The 20,992-nt window shown below is 68.0% G+C and carries 19 protein-coding genes, 1 tRNA gene and 2 pseudogenes; 9 read left to right on the top strand and 13 right to left on the bottom strand.

Annotated features, from left to right (window positions below; translation table 11 throughout):
* The 3 genes and pseudogenes from ACFOMP_RS08490 to ACFOMP_RS08480 all read left to right on the top strand — a co-directional run.
* Nucleotides 1–262 (top strand): annotated as a pseudogene (locus ACFOMP_RS08490) (hypothetical protein); the annotation flags it as partial.
* Nucleotides 259–1,134, top strand: coding sequence for a glycosyltransferase family 2 protein (locus tag ACFOMP_RS08485; RefSeq protein ID WP_289895687.1), 876 nt, complete (start codon nucleotides 259–261; stop codon nucleotides 1,132–1,134). The pseudogene ACFOMP_RS08490 and the gene ACFOMP_RS08485, both read left to right, overlap by 4 nt.
* Nucleotides 1,125–2,447 carry an anti-phage deoxyguanosine triphosphatase gene (locus tag ACFOMP_RS08480; RefSeq protein ID WP_379029476.1) on the top strand — a complete coding sequence of 441 codons (1,323 nt, stop codon included), beginning with the start codon at nucleotides 1,125–1,127 and terminating at the stop codon, nucleotides 2,445–2,447. Before ACFOMP_RS08485 ends, ACFOMP_RS08480 begins: the two co-directional genes overlap by 10 nt.
* Here the strand turns inward: ACFOMP_RS08480 and ACFOMP_RS08475 are convergent.
* The 6 genes from ACFOMP_RS08475 to ACFOMP_RS08450 all read right to left on the bottom strand — a co-directional run bounded on the left by ACFOMP_RS08475 (nucleotide 2,444) and on the right by ACFOMP_RS08450 (nucleotide 9,536).
* The gene (locus tag ACFOMP_RS08475) at nucleotides 2,444–3,733 is read right to left on the bottom strand and encodes a PQQ-dependent sugar dehydrogenase (protein WP_379029473.1); all 1,290 of its coding nucleotides are present in this window, start codon (nucleotides 3,731–3,733) and stop codon (nucleotides 2,444–2,446) included. The two genes, ACFOMP_RS08480 and ACFOMP_RS08475, sit on opposite strands and share 4 nt — an antisense overlap.
* A gap of 210 nt (nucleotides 3,734–3,943) precedes the next feature.
* Nucleotides 3,944–5,548 carry a glucose-6-phosphate isomerase gene (pgi, locus tag ACFOMP_RS08470; protein WP_289895690.1) on the bottom strand — a complete coding sequence of 535 codons (1,605 nt, stop codon included), beginning with the start codon at nucleotides 5,546–5,548 and terminating at the stop codon, nucleotides 3,944–3,946.
* Nucleotide 5,549: 1 nt separating this feature from the next.
* Entirely contained in the window at nucleotides 5,550–6,224 is a 675-nt protein-coding gene (gene pgl / locus ACFOMP_RS08465; protein ID WP_379029470.1) for a 6-phosphogluconolactonase, read from the bottom strand.
* Nucleotides 6,221–7,672: a glucose-6-phosphate dehydrogenase gene (zwf, locus tag ACFOMP_RS08460; protein ID WP_379029467.1), complete on the bottom strand. Its 1,452-nt coding sequence runs from the start codon at nucleotides 7,670–7,672 to the stop codon at nucleotides 6,221–6,223. Before zwf ends, pgl begins: the two co-directional genes overlap by 4 nt.
* A 77-nt stretch (nucleotides 7,673–7,749) precedes the next feature.
* Nucleotides 7,750–8,343 carry an RSP_2648 family PIN domain-containing protein gene (locus ACFOMP_RS08455; protein ID WP_379029464.1) on the bottom strand — a complete coding sequence of 198 codons (594 nt, stop codon included), beginning with the start codon at nucleotides 8,341–8,343 and terminating at the stop codon, nucleotides 7,750–7,752.
* Complete coding sequence (locus ACFOMP_RS08450) at nucleotides 8,340–9,536, bottom strand: RSP_2647 family RNA methyltransferase (RefSeq protein ID WP_379029461.1); 1,197 nt, start codon at nucleotides 9,534–9,536, stop codon at nucleotides 8,340–8,342. Before ACFOMP_RS08450 ends, ACFOMP_RS08455 begins: the two co-directional genes overlap by 4 nt.
* A gap of 115 nt (nucleotides 9,537–9,651) precedes the next feature.
* Here ACFOMP_RS08450 and edd point away from each other — a divergent pair, with 115 nt between their 5' ends.
* Complete coding sequence (gene edd, locus ACFOMP_RS08445) at nucleotides 9,652–11,454, top strand: phosphogluconate dehydratase (RefSeq protein ID WP_379029458.1); 1,803 nt, start codon at nucleotides 9,652–9,654, stop codon at nucleotides 11,452–11,454.
* 36 nt (nucleotides 11,455–11,490) lie between these two features.
* Here edd and ACFOMP_RS08440 read toward each other — a convergent pair whose 3' ends face one another.
* The 7 genes from ACFOMP_RS08440 to ACFOMP_RS08410 all read right to left on the bottom strand — a co-directional run bounded on the left by ACFOMP_RS08440 (nucleotide 11,491) and on the right by ACFOMP_RS08410 (nucleotide 16,580).
* The gene (locus ACFOMP_RS08440) at nucleotides 11,491–12,021 is read right to left on the bottom strand and encodes a PAS domain-containing protein (RefSeq protein WP_379029455.1); all 531 of its coding nucleotides are present in this window, start codon (nucleotides 12,019–12,021) and stop codon (nucleotides 11,491–11,493) included.
* 76 nt (nucleotides 12,022–12,097) lie between these two features.
* Nucleotides 12,098–12,556, bottom strand: a complete 459-nt coding sequence (locus ACFOMP_RS08435) for an arsenate-mycothiol transferase ArsC (protein WP_019352102.1) — start codon at nucleotides 12,554–12,556, stop codon at nucleotides 12,098–12,100.
* Nucleotides 12,557–12,559: 3 nt separating this feature from the next.
* Nucleotides 12,560–13,048: a UPF0262 family protein gene (locus ACFOMP_RS08430; RefSeq protein ID WP_289895697.1), complete on the bottom strand. Its 489-nt coding sequence runs from the start codon at nucleotides 13,046–13,048 to the stop codon at nucleotides 12,560–12,562.
* A complete protein-coding gene (gene hisD, locus ACFOMP_RS08425) occupies nucleotides 13,045–14,355 on the bottom strand; it encodes a histidinol dehydrogenase (RefSeq protein WP_379029451.1) in 1,311 nt (436 codons plus the stop codon). Before hisD ends, ACFOMP_RS08430 begins: the two co-directional genes overlap by 4 nt.
* A gap of 196 nt (nucleotides 14,356–14,551) precedes the next feature.
* Complete coding sequence (locus ACFOMP_RS08420) at nucleotides 14,552–15,031, bottom strand: DUF2948 family protein (RefSeq protein ID WP_379029448.1); 480 nt, start codon at nucleotides 15,029–15,031, stop codon at nucleotides 14,552–14,554.
* A complete protein-coding gene (gene murA, locus ACFOMP_RS08415; RefSeq protein ID WP_289895700.1) occupies nucleotides 15,024–16,307 on the bottom strand; it encodes a UDP-N-acetylglucosamine 1-carboxyvinyltransferase in 1,284 nt (427 codons plus the stop codon). Before murA ends, ACFOMP_RS08420 begins: the two co-directional genes overlap by 8 nt.
* Nucleotides 16,308–16,580 (bottom strand): hypothetical protein, encoded by a 273-nt coding sequence (locus ACFOMP_RS08410; RefSeq protein ID WP_379029445.1) that lies wholly within the window; start codon nucleotides 16,578–16,580, stop codon nucleotides 16,308–16,310.
* Nucleotides 16,581–16,640: 60 nt separating this feature from the next.
* Between ACFOMP_RS08410 and ACFOMP_RS08405 the strand changes: the two genes are divergently transcribed.
* The 5 genes and pseudogenes from ACFOMP_RS08405 to ACFOMP_RS08385 form a co-directional block, all read left to right on the top strand.
* A tRNA-Thr gene (locus ACFOMP_RS08405) sits at nucleotides 16,641–16,715 on the top strand.
* A gap of 91 nt (nucleotides 16,716–16,806) precedes the next feature.
* Nucleotides 16,807–18,432, top strand: coding sequence for a hypothetical protein (locus ACFOMP_RS08400; protein ID WP_379029442.1), 1,626 nt, complete (start codon nucleotides 16,807–16,809; stop codon nucleotides 18,430–18,432).
* 324 nt (nucleotides 18,433–18,756) lie between these two features.
* Nucleotides 18,757–19,407 carry a recombinase family protein gene (locus tag ACFOMP_RS08395; protein WP_379029439.1) on the top strand — a complete coding sequence of 217 codons (651 nt, stop codon included), beginning with the start codon at nucleotides 18,757–18,759 and terminating at the stop codon, nucleotides 19,405–19,407.
* A 769-nt stretch (nucleotides 19,408–20,176) separates the two neighbouring features.
* Nucleotides 20,177–20,446: a hypothetical protein gene (locus ACFOMP_RS08390; RefSeq protein WP_379029435.1), complete on the top strand. Its 270-nt coding sequence runs from the start codon at nucleotides 20,177–20,179 to the stop codon at nucleotides 20,444–20,446.
* Nucleotides 20,447–20,578: 132 nt separating this feature from the next.
* Nucleotides 20,579–20,746 (top strand): annotated as a pseudogene (locus tag ACFOMP_RS08385) (RNase H family protein); the annotation flags it as partial.
* Nucleotides 20,747–20,992 lie beyond the last annotated feature (246 nt).

Raw genomic sequence — 20,992 nt, 5'->3', positions numbered from 1 at the left:
CGCCGCCATCGCCGCGGGCACCGCCGCGCGCGAGGCCGCCAGCGCCACGCGCGAAGCCAGCAGCGCCGCCAGCCGGGCGGTCGAGATCGACTCGGCCCTGACCCCGCAGGGCTTCGATGCCGGCAAGGTGCGCGCCATCATCGACGCCTCGTCGCTGGCGCCGGCCCGCAAGGCCGAACTGGCGGCGCTGCTCGACCGTGCCGGCTCGGACCCCGCGGCGCTGACCCGGGCGCTCGACCAGATCAAGGCCGCCCTGCCGTGAGCTTCCGCCCCCTCGCCCAGTTCCTGCGGGAATCGCCCGACCGGCTGGTCAAGGGCCCGATCGCGCTGGTGCTGATCGAGGACCAGGCGGCCGTCGCCCAGACGCTGGAGCATCTTCTGAAGGCGGGGTTTCGGCTGATCCTGGCGCTGTCGCCCGAGCCGCTGCCCGCCCATGCCGTCCCCGAGACCGGCGCGACGAAGATCGTCAACCTGCGTCACGAGTCGCGGCACGGCCGCGCCCATGTCGAGGCGGTGAACATCGCCATCGAACTGATGCCCGAGGGCACCTGGCTGTATTACGGCTACAACGCGGAATTCCTGTTCTATCCCTTCTCGGAGCATCGCACGGTGGGCGAGATGCTGGCCTTCCATGCCGAGGAGCGGCGCAGCGCCATGCTGACCTATGTCGTGGACCTCTATGCGCCCGACCTGCAGCGTTTCCCCGACGCGATCAGCCTGAACGAGGCGATGTTCGACCGCACCGGCTATTTCGCGCTCGGCCGCGCCGACCGCCAGGGCCGCCACAAGGAGCGGCAGCTGGATTTCCATGGCGGGCTGCGCTGGCGCTTCGAGGAATACATTCCCCAGGACCGCCGCCGCATCGACCGCATCGCGCTGTTCCGCACCCGGCCGGGCCTGCGCCTGTTGCCCGACCACCGCTTCAACGTCGAGGAATACAACACCTATGCCTGCCCCTGGCATCACAACCTGACCGCCGCCATCGCGTCGTTCCGGGTGGCCAAGGCGCTGGTGAAGAATCCCGGCTCGCGCGCGCATATCCGCAGCTTCCGCTGGCGGAACTCGTATCCCTTCCGCTGGAATTCGCAGCAGTTGATGGATTTCGGCCTGATGGAGCCGGGGCAATGGTTCTAGACCCCGCCTGGCTGGCGCGGCACGCACCGCACGCCCGCCCCGCCGACGATTTCCGCGACGAGGGCGACGTGGACTATGCCCGGGTCATCCACTCTGCCGGGTTTCGCCGGCTGCAGGGCAAGACGCAGATCCTGAACCTGGGCGACAGCGATTTCTACCGCACCCGCCTGACCCATTCGCTGGAGGTGGCGCAGATCGCCGGCGGGCTGGTGCAGCACTTGCAGGGGACATTCCCCCAGCACCCCGCCACGGCCGCCCTGCCCGGCCGCAGCATGATCCAGGCCATCGCCTGCGCGCATGACCTGGGGCATCCGCCCTTCGGCCATGGCGGCGAGGCGGCGCTGAACTGGTGCATGCGCGATGCCGGCGGTTTCGAGGGCAATGGCCAGACCCTGCGCCTGCTGTCCCAGCCCGTCGATGCGGCGCCCGAGCCCGGCGTGAACCTGACGCGCCGCAGCCTGTTGGGAGTGCTGAAATACCCCGCCAGCTGGTCGCGGCTGCAGAATCCGGCGCTGCGCCCGCGCCTGCACGACAGGCTGTCGGTGCTGCGCAGCATCGACGCGGCGGCCTCGACGCCGCCGAAATGCCACCTGGATTGCGAAAGCGGCGTGGTGGACTGGATCCTTGCGCCGCTCGACCCCGAGGACCGGCTGCGCTTTGCCGAGATCCGCACCCATGCAGGCGGCCACGCGACCACGCTGCACAAATCGCTGGATTGCAGCATCATGGACGTGGCCGACGACATCGCCTATGGCGTCCACGATCTCGAGGACGCCATCGCGCTGGGGCTGGTCTCGGCCGAGGAATTGCGCGCCGCGCTGCCGCCCGAGGCTGGCGGCGGGTTCGGCGATCACCACCGGATGGTGGCGCAGCTGTTCGGCCCGCCCGCCGCCCGCAAGCGCTGCATCGGCGCGCTGGTGCATCACTTCATCGGCGCGGTGCGCTTCCGCGAGGAACCCGGCTTCCGCGAGCCGCTGCTGCGCTGGCGGGTCGAGCTGGCCGAGGCGCCGCGCCGCTTGCTGGGGGCGCTGAAGGGCTTCGTCTTCGACCGGGTGATCCGCAGCGCCGGGGTGCAGCAACTGGAATTCAAGGGTCAGGCCATGGTGGTCGAGGTCTTCGAGGCACTGCGCTCGGACCCCGGCCGGCTGCTGCCCGGCGAATGGCGGGCGCGTTTCGCCGAGACCGGGGGCGAAAACGGGGATGGCCTGCGCATCCTCTGCGATTGCGTCGCCGCCATGACCGACACCGCCTTGCTGCGGACCTATGAGCGGCTGTTCGCGCCGCGCATGGGCTCGGTCTTCGACCGGCTCTAGGCGGCGCTGACCCGCCAGATCACGTCGCCCACGTCGTCGGCCATCAGAAGCGACCGGCCGTCCGGGCCGATGGCGACGCCGACCGGGCGGCCATAGGAATGCCGCTCGTCCTCGGACAGGAAGCCCCAGAGGATGTCGCGCGGCGGACCCGAGGGGCGGCCGCCGGAAAAGGGCACGAAGATCAGCTTGTAGCCGGACAGGGTCGAGCGGTTCCAGGAACCGTGCTGGCCGATCACCATGCCGTCCGGAAAGCCGGGCAGCGTGCCCTCGGGCATCCAGCACAGACCCAGCGAGGCGGTATGGCCGCCCAGCGCGTAATCCGGGGTGATGGCGCGGGAGACCTCGGCCGGGTCCTGCGGCACGCGGTCGTCCACGGTCTGGCCCCAGTAGCAATAGGGCCAGCCATAGAAGCCGCCGTCCTGCACCGAGGTCAGGTAGTCGGGCGGCGTCTCGTCGCCCAGCCCGTCGCGTTCGTTCACCACCGTCCAGAGCGCGCCGGTCGTGGGCTCCCAAGCCAGGCCGACCGGATTGCGCAGGCCCGAGGCGAAGATCCGCGCCCGGCCGGTTTCCAGCTCCAGCTCCCAGATCGCGGCGCGGCCTGCCTCGGCCTCCATGCCCTCGTCGCCGATATTGGTCAGCGAGCCGACGCCGCAGTAAAGCCGCTTGCGGTCGGGCGAAACGATCAGGCTGCGCGTCCAGTGGCCGCCGGGCTTGAACGCGACCAGCCGGCGGCCGGGCCCGTCCAGCCGGGCCGCGCCCGGCTGATAGGCGAAGGCGACGATGCCGTCGGTATTGCCGACGAAGAAGGTTTCGCCGACCAGGGCCATGCCGAAGGGCTGGCGCTGGCGCTCCAGAAACACCTCGCGCGTTTCGGCCACGCCGTCGCCGTCACTGTCGCGCCACAGCGTGATGCGGTTGGCGCTGGTGCCCAGCGCCCGGGCGCGGCGCATGGTGGCCTGGGTGGCGCGGTCGAGCAGCGATTTCGGCGGGCTGGCCTCTTGCAGCGCTTCGGCCACCAGCACGTCGCCATTGGGCAGGACCTCGATCCAGCGCGGATGCTGCAGCTCGCGCGCGAAGGCGTTGACGCGCAGCCCGGGCGCGGCCTTGGGCAATTGTCCCGGCGCCCAGCCGCGGGCGGTGGGCATCTTCAGGGTCATGATGCCCTGTTTCTTCGCCTGTGGAATGGCGGGGCTGGGGCCGAATGCCGCGCGGCGAGGTGCGCCCATGCGCCGCATCAACACCATCGCACCGCCCACGATCGCCGTCGCCTTTGCCAGAAGATCCATGCCTTGTCCTTCCGTTTGCACCCTTCCCGTTTGCGCAAGCCGAGGCTAATCGGGATGCGGCGCGGGTCAATCCGGTTTTCCGGGCCCGCGTTCCGGGCCCGCGTTCTGGACCCGAATTGCGGGGGGTCCGAATTGCGGGAAGCCGGCCCCAAGCGGCGGGGGCAGCGCCGGCGGCGCCGTCCCATGGCTATTGGGGCAACGAAGAAAAGGTCAGCCGCGCGCTGCGCGGATCAGCGCCGCCAGCTGCTCGGTCGAGGGATCGTGGCCGGGGGCGGGCTTGCCCTCGAGCAGCGGGGCGACCTTCAGCGCCAGTTCCTTGCCGAGTTCGACCCCCCATTGGTCGAAGCTGTTGATGCCCAGGATCACCCCCTCGGCAAAGACCCGATGCTCGTAAAGCGCGACGATCTGGCCCAGCGTGAAAGGATCGAGCTCCGCGATCAGCAGCGTCGTCGAGGGGCGGTTGCCGGGAAAGACCCGGTGACGGGCCTGGCGTTCCAGTTCGGCGCCGGTCAACCCCTTGGCGCGCATGAGATCCAGCGCCACGTCCAGCGAGCGGCCGCGCATCAGCGCCTCGGATTGCGCCAGGCAATTGGCGGTCAGCAGCAGGTGGTGATGCGCAAGCTCCGGCTCGTGGCCGCGGGCGGCGACGATGAATTCGCAGGGCACGATGGCGGTGCCCTGGTGGATCAACTGGTAGAAGGCATGCTGGCCGTTGGTGCCCGGCTCGCCCCAGACCACCGGGCCCGAGGGCAATGTCAGGTCGCTGCCGTCCATGGCCACCCGCTTGCCGTTCGATTCCATTTCGAGCTGCTGCAGATAGGCCGGCAGCCGCGCCAGTCGGTTGTCATAAGGCAGCACGGCGCGGGTGCCATAGCCGCAGATTTGATGGTGCCAGATGCCCACCAGCGCCAGGATCACCGGCAGGTTCTCCGCCAGCGGCGCCTGGCGGAAATGCCGGTCCATCGCCGCGCCTCCGGCCAGGAAGCGGTCGAACTGCCCGGGTCCGATGGCGATCATCAGCGACAGCCCGATCGGCCCCCACATGGAATAGCGTCCGCCGACCCAATCCTCGAAACCGAAGACGCGGGCCGCGTCGATGCCCCATTCGGCGGTCCGGTCGGTGGCCGAGGACAGCGCGGCGAATTGCGCCGCCGGCTGCGCCACCGTCTTCGCCATCCAGTCCAGCGCGGTTTGCGCGTTGGTCATGGTCTCGATGGTGGTGAAGGTCTTGGAGGCAACGATGACCAGCGTGGTCGCCGGATCGAGCCCGGCGATGGTGTCGGCGATATCGGCGCCGTCCACGTTCGAGACGAAATGCAGCCGCGGCCCGTCGTGCCAGGGCGAGAGCGCGCGGGTCGCCATGGCTGGACCCAGGTCCGAGCCGCCGATGCCGATGTTGATCACGTCGGTGATCTTGCCACCCTGGCCCGCGAAGCTGCCGTCGCGGACGCTTTGCGCGAAGGCGCCCATGCGGGCGTGGGTGGCGCGCACCTCGGGCATGACGTCCTGGCCCTCGACCATGACGCTGGCGTCAAGGTTGCGCAGCGCGGTATGCAGCACGGCGCGGTCCTCGGTCTCGTTGATGCGCTGGCCCGCGAACATCGCCTCGCGCCGTTCGGCGACCGGCTGCGCCAGTTCCAGCAGCAGCGCCCGGGCGGTGTCGTCGATGGAGGTCTTGGACCAGTCCAGCACCAGCCCCTCGGCGCGGGTGGAAAAGCCCGCGGCGCGGGCCGGGTCGGCGGCAAACAGCGCCTCGATCCGCAGCGCGCCTTGCGATTTGCGATGGTCGGTCAGTCTGGTCCAGATATCGGTCATGTCACTCTGCCCAATGCACGGTGATGTCGCCCAGGAAGGCCCGGATCGGCGCCTCGATCGGGTCGAGACCCTGCGCACGCTCGAAGGCCTCGCGCTTGTCGGCGCCGGCGATCAGCAGATGGGTGTTGATGGCGCCGCCGAGCGCCGAGGCGGTCAGGGTGATCCGCGGCTCGTCCTTCAGGCTGTTGATGGCCATGACGCTGGGCGCATCGGGGGCCAGCGCCAGCACCGTTTCAGAGGCCGAGGGGAACAGGCTTGCCGTATGCATGTCGGTGCCCATGCCCAGAAGCAGCACGGTCAGCGGCAGATGCGGAGCGATGGCCTCGGTCAGCGCCGGCACCGCGGCCTCGGGGCGCGCGTCGCCGGTATAGAGGTCGATGTAATGCGCCGCCGCCGCCTTGTCCTTGAGCAGGTGGCGGCGCAAAAGCCGGCCGTTCGAGCGCAGGTGCTCTCCGTCCACCCAGCGCTCGTCGTTGAGCAGCACGGTGACGCGCGCCCAGTCCACCTCGCTGCCCGAGAGGTAGTCGTAAAGCGGCGCCGGCGTGGTGCCGCCCGGCACGCAGAGACTGGCGGCGTCGTTCACCCGCAGATGCTGCGAAAGCTGCCCGGCCAGCCGGTCCGCCAGCGACAGGAACAGCATCTCGCGATCGGCATATTCGATGAATTCCACGCTCATGAGCGGATCTCCCTCCAGCGGCGGTTGTCGCGATGCAGCAGGCGCAACGCTTCCTCGGGGCCGCTGGATCCCGGGTCGTAGGGTTCCGGCCGCTTCGAGCCGTTCTCCCATGCCGCGATGATCGGGTCGGTCCAGGCCCAGGCCGCCTCGACCTCGTCGCCGCGCATGAACAGGGTCTGGTTGCCGCGGATCACGTCCATGATCAGCCGTTCATAAGCGTCCGGCATGTCGGTGCCATCGGCGCCCAGCGCGTCGGCAAAGCTCATGTCCAGCGGCACCTGCACCAGCCGCATGCCGCCCGGCCCCGGTTCCTTGATCATCATGGTCAGGTTCATGCCTTCGTTCGGTTGCAGCTTGATGACGAGCTGGTTGGCCTTGTGGGTGCCGCTGTCGTCGAACAGCGAATGCGGCGGCTCCTTGAAGGTGATGACGATCTCGCTGGTGCGGGCGCGCAGCCGCTTGCCGGTGCGCAGGTAGAAGGGCGTGCCGGTCCAGCGCCAGTTGGCGATATGCGCCTTGAGCGCGACGAAGCTTTCCGTGCGTGAGGCCGGATTCTCGGCATCCTCCAGATAGCCGGGACCGTCGGGACCGGCCAGGTACTGGCCGCGCACGATGTCGCCGGCCGGCACCGGCTCGAGCGCCCGGATCACCTTGAGCTTCTCGTCGCGCACCGCATCCGAGTCGATGTGATAGGGCGGCTCCATGGCGATCAGGCACAGAAGCTGCATCAGGTGGTTTTGCACCATGTCCCGCATGGCGCCGGAATGGTCGTAATATTCGCCGCGGCCGCCGACGCCGACCGTCTCGGCCACGGTGATCTGCACATGGTCCACATATTGCGCGTTCCACAACGGCTCGAACAGGATATTGGCGAAACGCACCGCCATCAGGTTCTGGACGGTTTCCTTGCCCAGGTAATGGTCGATCCGGTAGATCTGCCGTTCCGCGAAATGCCGCGCCAGGGTGGCATTGAGCGCGCGCGCGGTTTCCAGATCACGGCCGAAGGGTTTCTCGACCACGATGCGGCTGTCCCCGTCGGCGATGCCGTTCGCGGCCAAGCGCTCGGCGATGTCGCCAAACAGCGCCGGCGCGACCGAGAAGTAGAAGCCATGGACGACGCCGGGCCTGGTGCGCGCCTTCAGCTCGGCCCAGCCTTCGGCGCCGCGGGCGTCGATGGCGACATAGCCCAGCATGTCGAGAAAGGCCGCGACCTGCGCCTCGTCCTCGTGCTTGCCGACGAATTCGCGGATCGCCTGGCGCATGTCGGCGCGAAACGCCGCGTCGTCCTGCCGGGTGCGGGCGGCGCCGATGATGCGGGCGCTGCCCGGCACCTGTCCCGCCACGAACCGCCGATAGAGGCCGGGCACGATCTTGCGCCGGGCCAGGTCGCCGGTGGCGCCAAAGATCACCAGGTCGAAATCCTCAACCGGAATGATGCGTGAAACCATCGCTGCCTCCTCATCGCTGATCTGTCGATTAGCGGATGTTAGCGGTAACATCAAGTCCTGCAATCCGATCCTCATGGTCAGTCCTGTTCCCGACGGGGGGTTCCATGCGCGGCGGGCGGCGAAAAGGCCGGCGATTCCGGGGTTTCCAGCCGGGCGATGGCCTTGGCAAGGCGCGGCAGTCGGGCGCGGCGCATCAACTCGTTGCGGCTCAAGGCGCCGCCGGCGGCGCGGGCCCGCGCCTCGGTCGCGGCGATGGCCGCCAGCACGGGTTCGGGTGCCTGCAGGTAAAGGTCGCGCAGGAATTCGTCGGGGTGGATCGCCCGCAGCCCGGCCGGGGCCAGCCTCCGCGCCGGAAAATCGCGCAGATTCGCAGTGACGATGGCTTCGGCCCCCGCCGCCAGCGCGCATTCGACCACATGCCGGTCGGCCGGATCGGGCAGGTCGAAGCCAAGCACGCGCTGCCCCGGTTCGACCAGCGCTTGGGGAAAGCGCGATTCCAGCAGCGCGATCTCGACCCCGGCATCACTGCCCTGCCGGGTGGCCGCATGGCGCCATTCGTCCAGGATGCGGCGCGACCACAGCGGCTGAAACCGCCCCGCCGCCGCCGTGTCGATCAGGATTTCCCGCAACACGGTCGGGAACAGCACGCAGGCGTCCAGAACCGCCTTCATCCGTCCAGCCGGAAGAACAGCGCCTTGAGATAGCCGGTCTCGGCCAGCTGCGGCAGCGTCGGATGGTCCGGCCCGGCCTGGCCGGTATGCAGAAGCTGCATCCGCCGCCCGCCCCGGCCGATGCCGCGGGCGCTGGCATTGCGGAAGGCGGTCAGGTCGGCGGCATGGCTGCAGGAACACAGGCCCAGATAGCCGCCCGGCGCCACCAGCGGCGCCGCCAGCTTCGCCACCCGCTCATAGGCGCGCAAGCCCGCCTCCAGCGCCGGTTTCGAGGGCGCAAAGGCCGGCGGGTCGAAAATCACCAGGTCAAACTGCGCGCCCTCGGCGGCCAGCGCCTCCATCTGCTCAAAGGCGTCGCCCTGGCGGGTGGTCAGCCGCGCCTCGGCGCCCATGGCGCGCGCACCGCCCCGCGCCAGGTCCAGCGCCGCGGCCGAGCCGTCGATGCAGATGGCCTGGGTCGCACCTGCCGCCAGCGCCGCCAGGCCGAAGCCGCCGACATGCGAGAACACGTCCAGCACCCGCTGGCCGCGCGCCAGCCGCTGCGCGAAGGCGTGGTTGGGACGCTGGTCATAGAACAACCCGGTCTTCTGCCCCTGCGTCAGATCGGCAAGGTAAATGGCGCCGTTCATCGGCACTTCGACAGGGCCGGAAACCGCGCCCGACAGCACCTCCATCCGCTCGGGCAGGCCCTCGAGCCCGCGCACCCGGCCCTGGCCGTTCAGGATCACCGTCGAGACCCCGGTCACCTGGCGCAGCGCCGCGGCGATCTCCTCGACCATGCGCTCGGCCCAGGCGGCATTGGGCTGGATCACCGCGGCATCGCCGAAACGGTCGATGATGGTGCCGGGCAGGCCGTCGGCCTCGGCATGGACCAGCCGGTAGAAGGGCGCATCGAACAGCCGTTCGCGCAGCGCCAACGCCCGCTGCAATCGCGCGGCGATCCAGTCGTGGCCGATCCGCGCCTGCGGGTCGGGATCCATCATCCGGGCGATGATCTTCGATTCGGGATTCACCGTGACCAGGCCCAGCGGCCGGCGCTCGGCATCCTCGAGCAGCGCGAAGCTGCCTGCCGGGATGGCGCGGGTGCGCCGGTCGGTGACCAGCTCGTCGGCAAAGACCCAGGGAAAGCCGTGGCGGATCGCCTGCGGCTTGGATTTCGGGCGCAGTCGGATGATGGGCAGATCGGCGGTCATGGCGGCCTCGTGCAAAACGCGGCAGGATTGCCACGACAGACGCCGGCGGGCAAGAGCGGGCCGGTTGCAATGTTACCGCTAACAGGATACATTGGCGCCAAAGGAGAAGCGAGCCATGACCCTGCACGCCACCATCGACCGGGTGACCGACCGCATCCGCGAACGTTCGATCCATAGCCGCAGCGCCTATCTGGCCAAGATCGCCCGCGCCGCCGAGGAAGGGCCGCGCCGCGCCCATCTGTCCTGCGGCAACCAGGCCCATGCCTATGCCGCCATGCCCGACAAGCAGGATCTTGCCACCACCCGCAAGCCCAACATCGGCATCGTCACCGCCTATAACGACATGCTCTCGGCCCATCAGCCCTATGAGCGTTACCCCGACCTGATCCGCCGGGCGGCCCATGCCGCCGGCGCCACGGCGCAGGTGGCGGGGGGCGTGCCGGCGATGTGCGACGGGGTGACGCAAGGCCGGCCGGGGATGGAGTTGTCGCTGTTTTCCCGCGACGTGATCGCGCTGGCCTCGGGCGTGGCGTTGTCCCATGACACCTTTGACGCCGCGCTGTATCTCGGCGTCTGCGACAAGATCGTGCCGGGGCTGATCATCGCCGCCGGCACCTTCGGCCATATCCCGGCGGTCTTTGTCCCGGCCGGGCCGATGCCCTCGGGCCTGCCCAACGACGAGAAATCCAAGGTCCGCCAGCAATTCGCCACCGGCGAGATCGACCGCGAGGCGCTGATGGCGGCCGAGATGGCCAGCTATCACGCGCCGGGCACCTGCACCTTCTACGGCACTGCGAACACCAACCAGATGCTGATGGAATTCATGGGCCTGCATCTGCCGGGGTCGAGCTTCGTCAACCCGAACACGCCGCTGCGCGAGGCGCTGACCAGCGCCGCCGTGACGCGCGCCGCCGCGATCACCCGGCTGGGCAACGACTACCTGCCGGCGGGCGAGGTGCTGGACGAGCGCGCCTTCGTCAATGGCATCGTCGGGCTGATGGCGACCGGCGGCTCGACCAACCTGGTGCTGCACCTGCCGGCCATGGCGCGTGCGGCGGGGGTGATCCTGGATCTCGAGGATTTCCACGACCTGTCCGAGACGGTGCCGCTGATGGCCCGGGTCTATCCCAACGGCCTGGCCGACGTGAACCATTTCCACGCCGCGGGCGGGCTCGGCTTCATGATCGGCCAGTTGCTGGAGGCGGGGCTGCTGCACGAGGATGTGCGCACCATCGCCGGCGGCGGGCTTGGCGCCTATGCCAGCGAGCCGAAGCTGAAGGACGGTCGCATCGAATGGGCCGAGGGCGCGCGCGAGACGCTGAACGACAAGATCCTGCGCCCGGCCGGCCATCCCTTCGCCGCCACCGGCGGGCTGAAGCAGCTGTCCGGCAATCTGGGCCGCGGCGTCATCAAGGTCTCGGCCGTGGCGCCCGAGCGCCATGTCATCGAAGCCCGCGCCCGGGTCTTCGCCGACCAGGAGGAGGTGAAGGCCGCCTTCAAGCGCGGCGAGTTCACCGAGGACGTCGTGGTCGTCGTCCGCTTCCAGGGCCCGCGCGCCAATGGCATGCCCGAGCTGCATTCGCTGACCCCGACCCTGGCGGTGCTGCAGGATCGCGGCCTGCGGGTGGCGCTGGTCACCGACGGGCGCATGTCCGGCGCCTCGGGCAAGGTGCCGGCCGCCATCCACATCTCGCCCGAGGCCGCCGATGGCGGGCCGCTGGCGCGGCTGCGGGACGGCGACGTGGTGCGGCTTGACGCGGTGCAAGGCACGCTGACCTGCCTGGCCGAGGGCTTCGAGGAGCGCGCGCCGGCCAAGCACGATCCCGCACATTCGGCTGAAGGGCTGGGGCGGGAGCTGTTCGCCGCCTTCCGCCGCCATGTCGGCCCGGCCACCGAGGGCGCGGCGGTGGTGGTCTGAACCGCGGCCGGCCATCCCGATCCTCCGGAAGGGCGGTCAATGCTCGCAGCGCGTCGCGAGCATGTGACCCGCATCGGTCCCGGCGCCGTCCGCCTGCCCCGGCCATGGCGCGCCGGGCACGCGGCGCGGCAGGCGGATCACCTGCCCCATGCCCGTCGCCCCGGGCAGCATCTGGCGCAGCGGCCCGGCCTCCTCGGCCGGTTCGCGCAGGAACACCACGTTCAGGCAGACCTGCCCCTGATCGTCACGGATCGGGCAGATGCGGGCATCGACCCGGAACCGCCGGCGCGACCCGGCAAGCTGCGTCAGTCCGTGAATGCGCGCGTCGCAGCCCCCTGGCGCTTCCAGCACCTGCCGCAGCCGGATCGGCACCGTTTCCGATGGGTCCAGCAGCATGACGACCGACCGGCCGATCAGCTCCTGCCGGCGATAGCCGCTCATGTCGAGACAGGTCTGGTTCACCGCCACGATATGGCCGGCAAGATCAAGGATGAGCACCGCGCGATGCGTGCCCATGGCGCGCAGGGCCCATTCGAGGGGGAGGTCGAGCCGCCGGATTTCGGTCATGCGGTACTCCTGCAAGGGGTTTCCGGCATGATTGCGGCAAGAGGCTAAGATTCCGTTAGCGCGCCAGGAATTTCTCTCACGCTTCGGTCGGCGGGCCGAAACGCTCGATCATCCGCTTGCGGATCTGGTCGCGCACGGTGCGGTAAAACGCCAGCTTGGCCTCGCGCCCCTCGGCCAGGCCGCTGGGGTCCATGATCGGCCAGTATTCCACGTCCAGATGCGAAACCCGTGTCAGTTCAAGAGCTTGCCTTTGGCTGGCCGGCGACAGCGCGATCACCAGATCGAAGCTGGTCAGATCATCGCCCCAGGCCTTCATTTCCTCGAAGGACCGCGAGCGGTGGGTGGACAGCTCGACGCCGATCTCCTTGCAGACGGCGATGGCGAAGCCGTCGATCTCCATGTCGTTCCTGACCCCCGCCGATTGCACATAGGCGGCGCGGCCGTAGAACTTCTTCATCATCCCCTCGGCCATGGGCGAACGGATGGCGTTGTGATCGCAGCAGAACAGCACCGAATGGGGTATCGGTCCGGCCACGAATCACCCCGGGATCAGGGCGCAGATCAGGGTGAACAGGCGCCGCGCGGTGTCGATATCGACCTCGGCCTTGCCTTCCAGCCGCTCCTGCAGGGTGCGGGCGCCCTCGTTGTGGATGCCGCGCCGGGCCATGTCGATGGCCTCGATCTGCGCCGGCGGCAGCCGCTTCACCGCGTCGAAATAGCTGGTGCAGATCTGGAAGTAATCCTTGACCGTCTGCCGGAACGGGCCCAGCGACAGGTGGAACTCGGCCACCTTGCCGCCGGATTCGGTGGCGATGTCGAAGACCAGCCGCTTTTCGCGCACCGCCAGGGCCAGCGCATAGGGGCCGGCGGGAACCTCTTGCCCGTCGCGGCCGGGCAGCACGAAGCTGTTATCCTCGAGCAGGTCGAAGACCGCGACGCGGCGCTCCTGCTCGATCTCGGGGGTGGCCGGCGGCAGCACGCTGTCGTCGATGTCGATTCGGCACAGCCGGTCCGTGGGCTGGCTCATGACTGCCCCCTGTTCAAAGCCGCCAGCCGCGCCGAGACCGAGCGGCCATGCGCCGACAGCCCTTCGGATTCGGCCAGCCTTACCGCGGCCGGGCCGATCGCCCCCAGCGCCTCGGGCGAGAGCCGGGCCAGCGTGGTGCGCTTGAGAAAATCCATCACCGACAGGCCGGAGGAGAACCGCGCCGAGCGCGCCGTGGGCAGGACGTGATTCGGGCCGCTGACATAATCGCCCACCGCTTCGGGCGTCCAGCCGCCCAGGAAGATCGCCCCGGCATGACGGGTCTTTTCCGCCAGCGCCTCGGGGTCGTCCACGCAGAGCTCCAGATGCTCGGGCGCCAGCCGGTCGGAAAGCGCCGCCGCCTCGTCGAGGTCGCGGGTCACGATCACCGTGCCATAGTCGCGCCAGCTCGCCCCGGCCACCGCGGCGCGCGGCAGGGTCGGCAGGATGCGCTCGACCTCGGCCACCACGGCGCGGGCCAGGGCTTCGTCGGGGGTGATCAGGATCGACTGGGCATCGGCGTCATGCTCGGCCTGCGCCAGCAGATCCAGCGCCAGCCATTCCGGGTTCTGCGCGCCTGCGGCGATGATCAGCACCTCGGAGGGACCGGCGATCATGTCGATGCCGACCCGGCCGAAGACCTGCCGCTTGGCCGCCGCGACATAGGCATTGCCCGGCCCGGTGATCTTGTCCACCGGGCGGATGGTCCGGGTGCCATGGGCCAGCGCCGCGATGGCCTGCGCGCCGCCGATGCGATAGATCTCATCCACCCCGGCCAGTTCGGCCGCCAGCAGCACCAGCGGATTGACCACCCCGTCGGGGGTCGGCACGCAGATCACCAGCCGCTCGACCCCGGCGACCCGCGCCGGGATGGCGTTCATCAGCACCGAGGAGGGATAGCTCGCCTGCCCGCCCGGCACATAGAGGCCGGCCGCCGAGACCGGGGTCCAGCGCCAGCCCAGGGTCGCGCCCTCGGGATCGGTCCAGCCCAGGTCGTCGGGCATCTGCCGGGCGTGATAGGCGCGGATGCGGTTCGCAGCCATGGCCAGCGCGGCGCGGTCCTCGGCGGAAACCTTCGCGATCTCGGCGGCGATCTCGGCTTTCGAGAAGGCCAGCGTCTCGGGCGTCAGCGCCAGACGGTCGAAGCGCTTGGTCAGCTCGACCAGGGCGGCATCCCCCCGGTCGCGCACATCGGCGATGATCGCCGCCACGGCATCGTTCACATCCGCCGCATCCTCGCGCTTCATGGACAGAAGCGCCGAAAAGCGTTCGGCAAAATCGGGTTGGGCGCTGGAAAGATGGATGGGCATGGCTCGGGCCTTCAATGACCCGCCCTTGTTAACGGCTCGGACCAAGGGGCTCAAGCGGCTATGGCGCGGCCGGGCCCGTCGATGCGGCGCGGGTTCGCGTCTTTGGGAAGCGGCGAAATCGCGCGTTCTCGGCGGCCTTCAAATGCTCATGCCATCTTGCGACCGGCGCCATGCCGGACCCGGAAGATCCGCCAGATCAGTTCTCGGGATGCTGCGGCACGCGGCGCGAGGGGGCGACATAGGGCCGGGTCACGTCGCGCAGTTCGACATTCAGGCATTCCACCTCGATCGCCAGCGTGCCGTCGCCGGCGAATTCCAGCAGCAGGCGGCCGGTGCCGTCTTCGCCCGGCTGCCAGGTCAGCGCCAGCAGTTCCAGGATCAGGTCCTGGTCCTTGCGGTCGATGCCGTCGCTTTGCACCCGCCGCACGTCCGAGATCAGCAGCACCGACCGCACCCGCTCATAGGGGCGGCCGTCGCGGCGGGCGAGCTCGGCATCCTCCCAGCGGAAACGGTTCAGCAGCAGCGCCAGCTGGCGATGGCGGCCGTCATAGGCGATCTCGGTCACCGGCAGGATGGCATCCTGCGCCAGGGCCGAGATCACCGTCAGGTCGTCGGCATCGCCGGCCAGCAGCGCCAGCGGCGCGGGATCGGCATCGGTGAAACGGGCGTCAGCCATCGGCGGGGGCCTCCTTGATGCGTTCGATATCGGCGCCGACGCCGCGCAGCTTGCGCACGACCTTCTCGTAGCCGCGATCCAGGTGATAGACCCGGCTGACGATGGTCTCGCCCTCGGCGGCCAGCCCGGCCAAGATCAGGCTGACCGAGGCGCGCAGGTCGGTCGCCATCACCGGGGCGCCGCGCAGCTTTTCGACGCCATGGACGGTGGCGTGGCCGCCATGGACCTCGATCCGCGCGCCCATGCGCGCCAGTTCCGGCGCATGCATGAAGCGGTTCTCGAAGATCTTCTCCTCCAGCACCGAGGTGCCCTCGGCGGTGCAAAGCAGCGCCATCATCTGCGCCTGCAGGTCGGTCGGGAAGCCGGGGAAGGGTTCGGTCACCACGTCCACGGCCCGCACCCGGCCGTTCTTGCGCGAGACCTTGAGGCCGCGGGCGGTCTCGACCACCTCGATGCCGGCCGCGTCGAGCTTTTCGCAGAAGGCGGCGACCAGGTCGATGCGGCCACCAAGGCACTCGACCTCGCCGCCGCAGATCGCCGGGGCCAGCATGTAGGTGCCCAGTTCGATCCGGTCGGTGACCACCGGATGCGTGGCGCCGCCCAGCGCCTGCACGCCCTCGACGGTGATGGTCGACGTCCCCTCGCCCTCGATCTGCGCGCCCATGCGGCGCAGGCATTCGGCCAGATCGACGATCTCGGGCTCGCGCGCGGCATTGTTGATGACGGTGGTGCCGCGGGCCAGCGTCGCCGCCATCAGCGCGTTCTCGGTCGCCCCGACCGAGACCAGCGGGAAGTCGATCACCGCGCCCCTGAGCCCGCCGGCGGGCGCCTTGGCGTGGACATAGCCCTCGCGCAGGTCCAGTTCCGCCCCCATCGCCTCGAGCGCGCGCAGGTGCAGGTCGACCGGCCGGGCGCCGATGGCGCAGCCGCCGGGCAGCGACACGACCGCATGGCCGTCGCGCGCCAGCATCGGCCCCAGCACCAGGATCGAGGCACGCATCTTGCGCACGATGTCGTATTCGGCGCGGTGGCTGGTCAGGTCGTGGCTGGACAGCGCCAGCACCTGCCCATCCTGCAGGCTGGCCACCTCGGCCCCCAGCGACTGCAGCAGCGCGGTCATGGTGCGGATGTCCGAGAGCCGCGGCGCATTGGTCAGGGTCAGCGGCTGGTCGGTCAGCAGCGTCGCCGGCATCAGCGTCAGGCAGGCGTTCTTGGCGCCGGCGATCGGGATCTCGCCGCTCAGCGGCCCGTTGCCCCTTACAATGATCTGGTCCATCTAATCCTCGTTCCCGGGCGTCTGGCCGTTTGCCGGCATCTCTGGCTCGTGCTGCTCGTTCGTGCTGTCTTCCGCCGTCCCGGCCCGTGCGCGGCCCTGCGCCTTGCGCCGCGCAAGATTGGCCCGCAGCGCCGCCTTGAGCCGCGCTTCGCGTGTGTCTTGCCTGGGATCGCGGGGTGTTTTCACCATGTCTTCTGTTAGCGTCCTTGCCGGCTTGCGTCCAGCGGCGGCGCGGCCGGCCGGGCGGGATCGGCGGGGAATGGCGAAATGCATTTTTTCCGACTCTTCCCCCTTGCGCGCCCGCCGCAGTCGGTCTAAAGCCCCGCCCACGATGCTGTGGTAGCTCAGTGGTAGAGCACTCCCTTGGTAAGGGAGAGGTCGAGAGTTCAATCCTCTCTCACAGCACCATCCTATCCCGTTGATTTGCTGGAATATCCTGATTATTCAGGGGTCTGGGCCACCTCACTTGTATACAGAGGTGGTATACATGGGCTTGCGAATGCCGACACCCTGGAAGCATCCCGACTCGGGAACCTACTATCTGTTCGAGCGTGTCCCCACGCGGCTGCGGGATGCCGCCCAGGGCAAGTCGGTGCTGCTGCTGGTGGACGGCCAACCCTGTCGGGTGAAGCTGGGCCAACACGTCAAGCTGTCCCTGCGGACCAAGGACATAGCCACGGCCAAGGAGCGATACAGGGACGCCTCCGCCGCCCTTCAAGAGCATCTGCGGGTGATCCAGCAGGCAGCCGAGGACGGGCCTGAAAGGCTCACCCAGCGCCAGACAGAGGCCATTGCCGGGGACTACTACCGCGACCTGACCAGCCAGCATGGCAATGAACCGGGCAGCCCGAAGGAATGGGATGCGGGGCTGACAGCCGTGCAGGAACCGGACCCTACCGGGCTGGAACGGATGCACGGCGAGGATGCCGACCGGCTGCTGATGGGCCGAGGGCTGGCGGTGGATGACGACAGCCGGGCAAGGCTGCTGCAATCCATGCACCGGGCCTTTGTCCAGTTCGGGGAACAGCAGGTGCGGCGAGGCTCGGGGGATTGGTCCCCGGATGCCAAGGCGGACAGGTTCCCGGCTTTCGAGGATGGGGCGACCAGCACAGGCAAGCCCAGCGCGGTTGCGCCAGACAAGGCCACCGGCCCGACCCTGACCGACCTGTTCGAGGCGTGGGAGAAGGATGCCAAGGCCAAGGGCGTTGTGGACAAAACCACCCGAGACTTCCGGCAGAAGCTGGGAGACCTCATCGCCTTCATCGGCCACGGCCGGATCGGGGACATAACCCCGCAGGACATTGTGAGATGGACCGACCACCTGCGGGACGACCGAAGCCTAAGCACCAAGACCATCGGGCAGAAGTATCTGGCGGTGGTCAAGCGCATGTTCAGCTTTGCCAAGTCTCGGGCAATGGGCTTGAACGACCCGACAGACGGCATCGTGGTCGAGACCGCCAAGCGCGTGGTGAACCGGGAAAAGGGCTATACCGATGACGAGGCCCGGAAGGTGCTGGCAGCGGCCAAGGCCGGCGTGGGCATCTCGGACAAGTGGGCCGACCACACCAAGCGGGCGATCCGCTGGGTTCCGTGGATATGCGCCCATACCGGGGCGAGGGTGACAGAGATCACCCAGCTTAGGCGCGAGGACTTTCAGACCATCGACGGCATCCCGTGCATCAGGATCACGCCCGAGGCCGGTTCGGTCAAGACCAAGCAGTTCCGCACCGTGCCCCTGCACCCCCAGCTCGTGAAGGACGGACTGCTTGAGATGGTGGAGGCCCTGCCCCCCGGCCCCATCTTTCACGCCCCGGGGACAGGCCCGCAGGGCACCAGCGGACGGATTGGCTGGTGGGTCAAGGAACACGCGAAGGTTTCCGACAAGGACTTACAGCCGAACCACGCATGGCGACACAGGTTCAAGACGCTGTGCCACGACCACGACATAGCGCAGGAATGGGCCGATGCGATCCAAGGCCATGCCAACGCGAGGGCTGCGGAGAACTATGGCGACCGGAAGGTGAAAGCCAAGCACCGGGAAATCTGCAAGCTGCCGTTCTACAGGATCGGCGGGGATGGGCAGGATGGGGAGACACCCCGGGATGTTCTGAGCGAAATTCTTTGACGGCAAATCATAATAAGGAATTCCGCAGCTTCCCCCGGGTGGCCCCTGCGGATCGCTTATGAGGGGCCGAGACCGGGCGCTGGGTAAATGGGGGCCGTGGCCTTGGCTAGTCCTGCCCAGCCGGTAGGGGTGGCCTTGGCGCTGGACGTTGCGTCCGAGGATGCACCGCATCATTCACCACCTCCCCCAGACGTGGCAGGGTGCCCACAGGGTATACCCTCATGGACAGTTGAAAAGGTGCCCGGAAGGGTGCCCATAAGGGTTGACTTTGCATTCTGGGCAGTTATTCATGTTGGCATAACCCTAGCTGGCAGGAGATAGCCCATGTCCCGAACCGTCCTTTACGCCCGAGTGTCCACAGCCGACCAGACAACGGCGCATCAGAAGGCGCAGGCAGAAGCAGCAGGCTTTGCCATTGACGAGGTGGTGGCGGATGAAGCGACATCCGGCGTGACCACCAGCCTGCGGGACAGACCCGAGGGGCGAAGGCTGTTCGACAAGCTGCGGGCCGGGGATGTGCTGGTGGTGCGGTGGGTTGACCGGCTGGGGCGGAACTATCAGGACGTGACCGACACCATCCGCGATTTCATGCGGCAGGGCGTTATCATCAGGACGGTCATCAATGGCCTGACCTTTGACGGGGACACGAAAGACCCGATGCAGCAGGCAGTCAGGGATGCCCTCATTGGTTTCATGGCGGCGACAGCGCAGGCACAAGCCGAGGCCACCAAGGAGGCCCAGCGGGCAGGCATCGCGTTTCACCGGGCGGCAGACCCTGCCAAATATCGGGGGCGGAAACCGAGCTATACGCGGGAACAGTTGGAGATGCTGCGGGACATGGAAGCCCAGGGTGCAGGCCCATCAGCAATAGCCAAGGCAACGGGGCTGACGCGACCGACCGTGCAACGGCTGCTGGGGGATATGGTCGGGGCGGAGACAGTCCTTGCCAAGTGGGAAGGTCAGGCCGTGGCGTAGCGGAACGGAAGGCTGACCGGCGCAGATGTGTTGCGCATATACCACATGGGGATAATGGGCTTTGACGGATCACAGCAAGGCATCAGGGGGACCGCTTCGGGGCGGTCCTTTGACGTTTTGGGAAGTGGACAGCGTGGCAGGTGACACCGTTCCCACTTGCGGGCGCATCCGCTGATGTCTGGGCGATAAGCTGCTGACCTGCCGGGGAATGGCGGGGGCAGAATATTCCCACTTGCGAGATTAGCTCAATGGTTTCATATAGTTATTGACAAAACAACCCAATGGCGGGCATCAACGGCGCATCGAACAACACCATCAGACGCGAGGTTTTTCATGAGATGGCTCTATCTGAATGCAGGTTTCCTTGACGCATTTGTGCAGGTGTCGCGGTGGTCACGGCACCGAGGGCCAAGGCTCGCGGTCAGGTGCGAGGATCGCAGCTTTGAAGTCTGGGTGGGCTGCATCTACTTTTCCATCTCAAGGACGGTCCTGATCCGCGGGCGGTGAAACCGGGGCTGGTGGAGGAACCAGCGGACCAGTGCAGGACGGCGGAGGGGATCGCGAAGGCGGTTCCCTTTTCGTTTCGGGATATGGCCTAGGAGGCTATTGGAATGGCCTTGTAGCGGCTTCTGTGGATTTCTGGTGGTAAGCGGCGGGCGGGACTGATGGGGCTCTAAGAGCCGTTTGGGAGGCTCTACGGTGATGGCAATCACCACCCCCTATTGGAGAAAGAAATTTTTCCGAACCACATCAACGGAGAATACGACAAATGACAATGACGAACAGCAGCGACGACACCGGCATGGACCAGATCACCTATTCCGTATGCGACTTGGCCGACCTGGCTGCGCAGATGGTGGCTCAGGTCGAAACTGCCCAAGCCCTGCACAGCGAGGCATGGATGCAGGAGGTAGCGGGCCGCAAGGAAACTGCCGAGACGCTGCGGGAACTGGCGGATGAACGCACCCATACCGCGCTGCGGGGCCTGACGCATCTGGTCAAGGAACTGAACGAGATGGCCGAGACCCTCGCCGGATAGGCCCAGCAACCCGGCAGACACATCAGCGGATCACAGCCCCGGTTGCCCAGGAGGTAGCCGGGCGGTGCCGCATGGAACAAACCCAGGAATAACTATGGACACCACCACCAAGACCCCGGCACCGGGTGGCCGGTCGAGAACCGCGACCTCTGGGAGAAGCTGGAAGCCGAAGCCGAGGGCCGCAACGTGACGTGGCAATGGGTCCGAGGCCACAACGGAACGGACCTGAACGAACGGGCGGACAAGCTGGCATATCGCGGGGCGCGGAAGGCCGAACGGCAGGGCACGGCGCTAGGCTGACCCCCGGAGGCTCCCGGCAGAAGTCCGAAAGGGCAATTCAGGGGAAGGCATTCGGACAGCTTCCCCCACCCTATGCCCGGCCCTTGGGACGCCCGCCCAGCGCCTCGAACGGAACCGTTGACCGGGATACGCGACTGGTATACAAACTCACCAAGTGGTCCAGATTTTATCTAGCATAAACAATGGTTAGGGTGCGATTTCTGGGAGTTCAATCCTCTCTCACAGCACCATTCCCCTGCTGACATT

The sequence above is a fragment of the Paracoccus simplex genome, from assembly GCF_042648325.1.
Lineage (GTDB): Bacteria > Pseudomonadota > Alphaproteobacteria > Rhodobacterales > Rhodobacteraceae > Paracoccus > Paracoccus simplex.
This window is presented reverse-complemented; position numbering and strand designations above follow the sequence as displayed.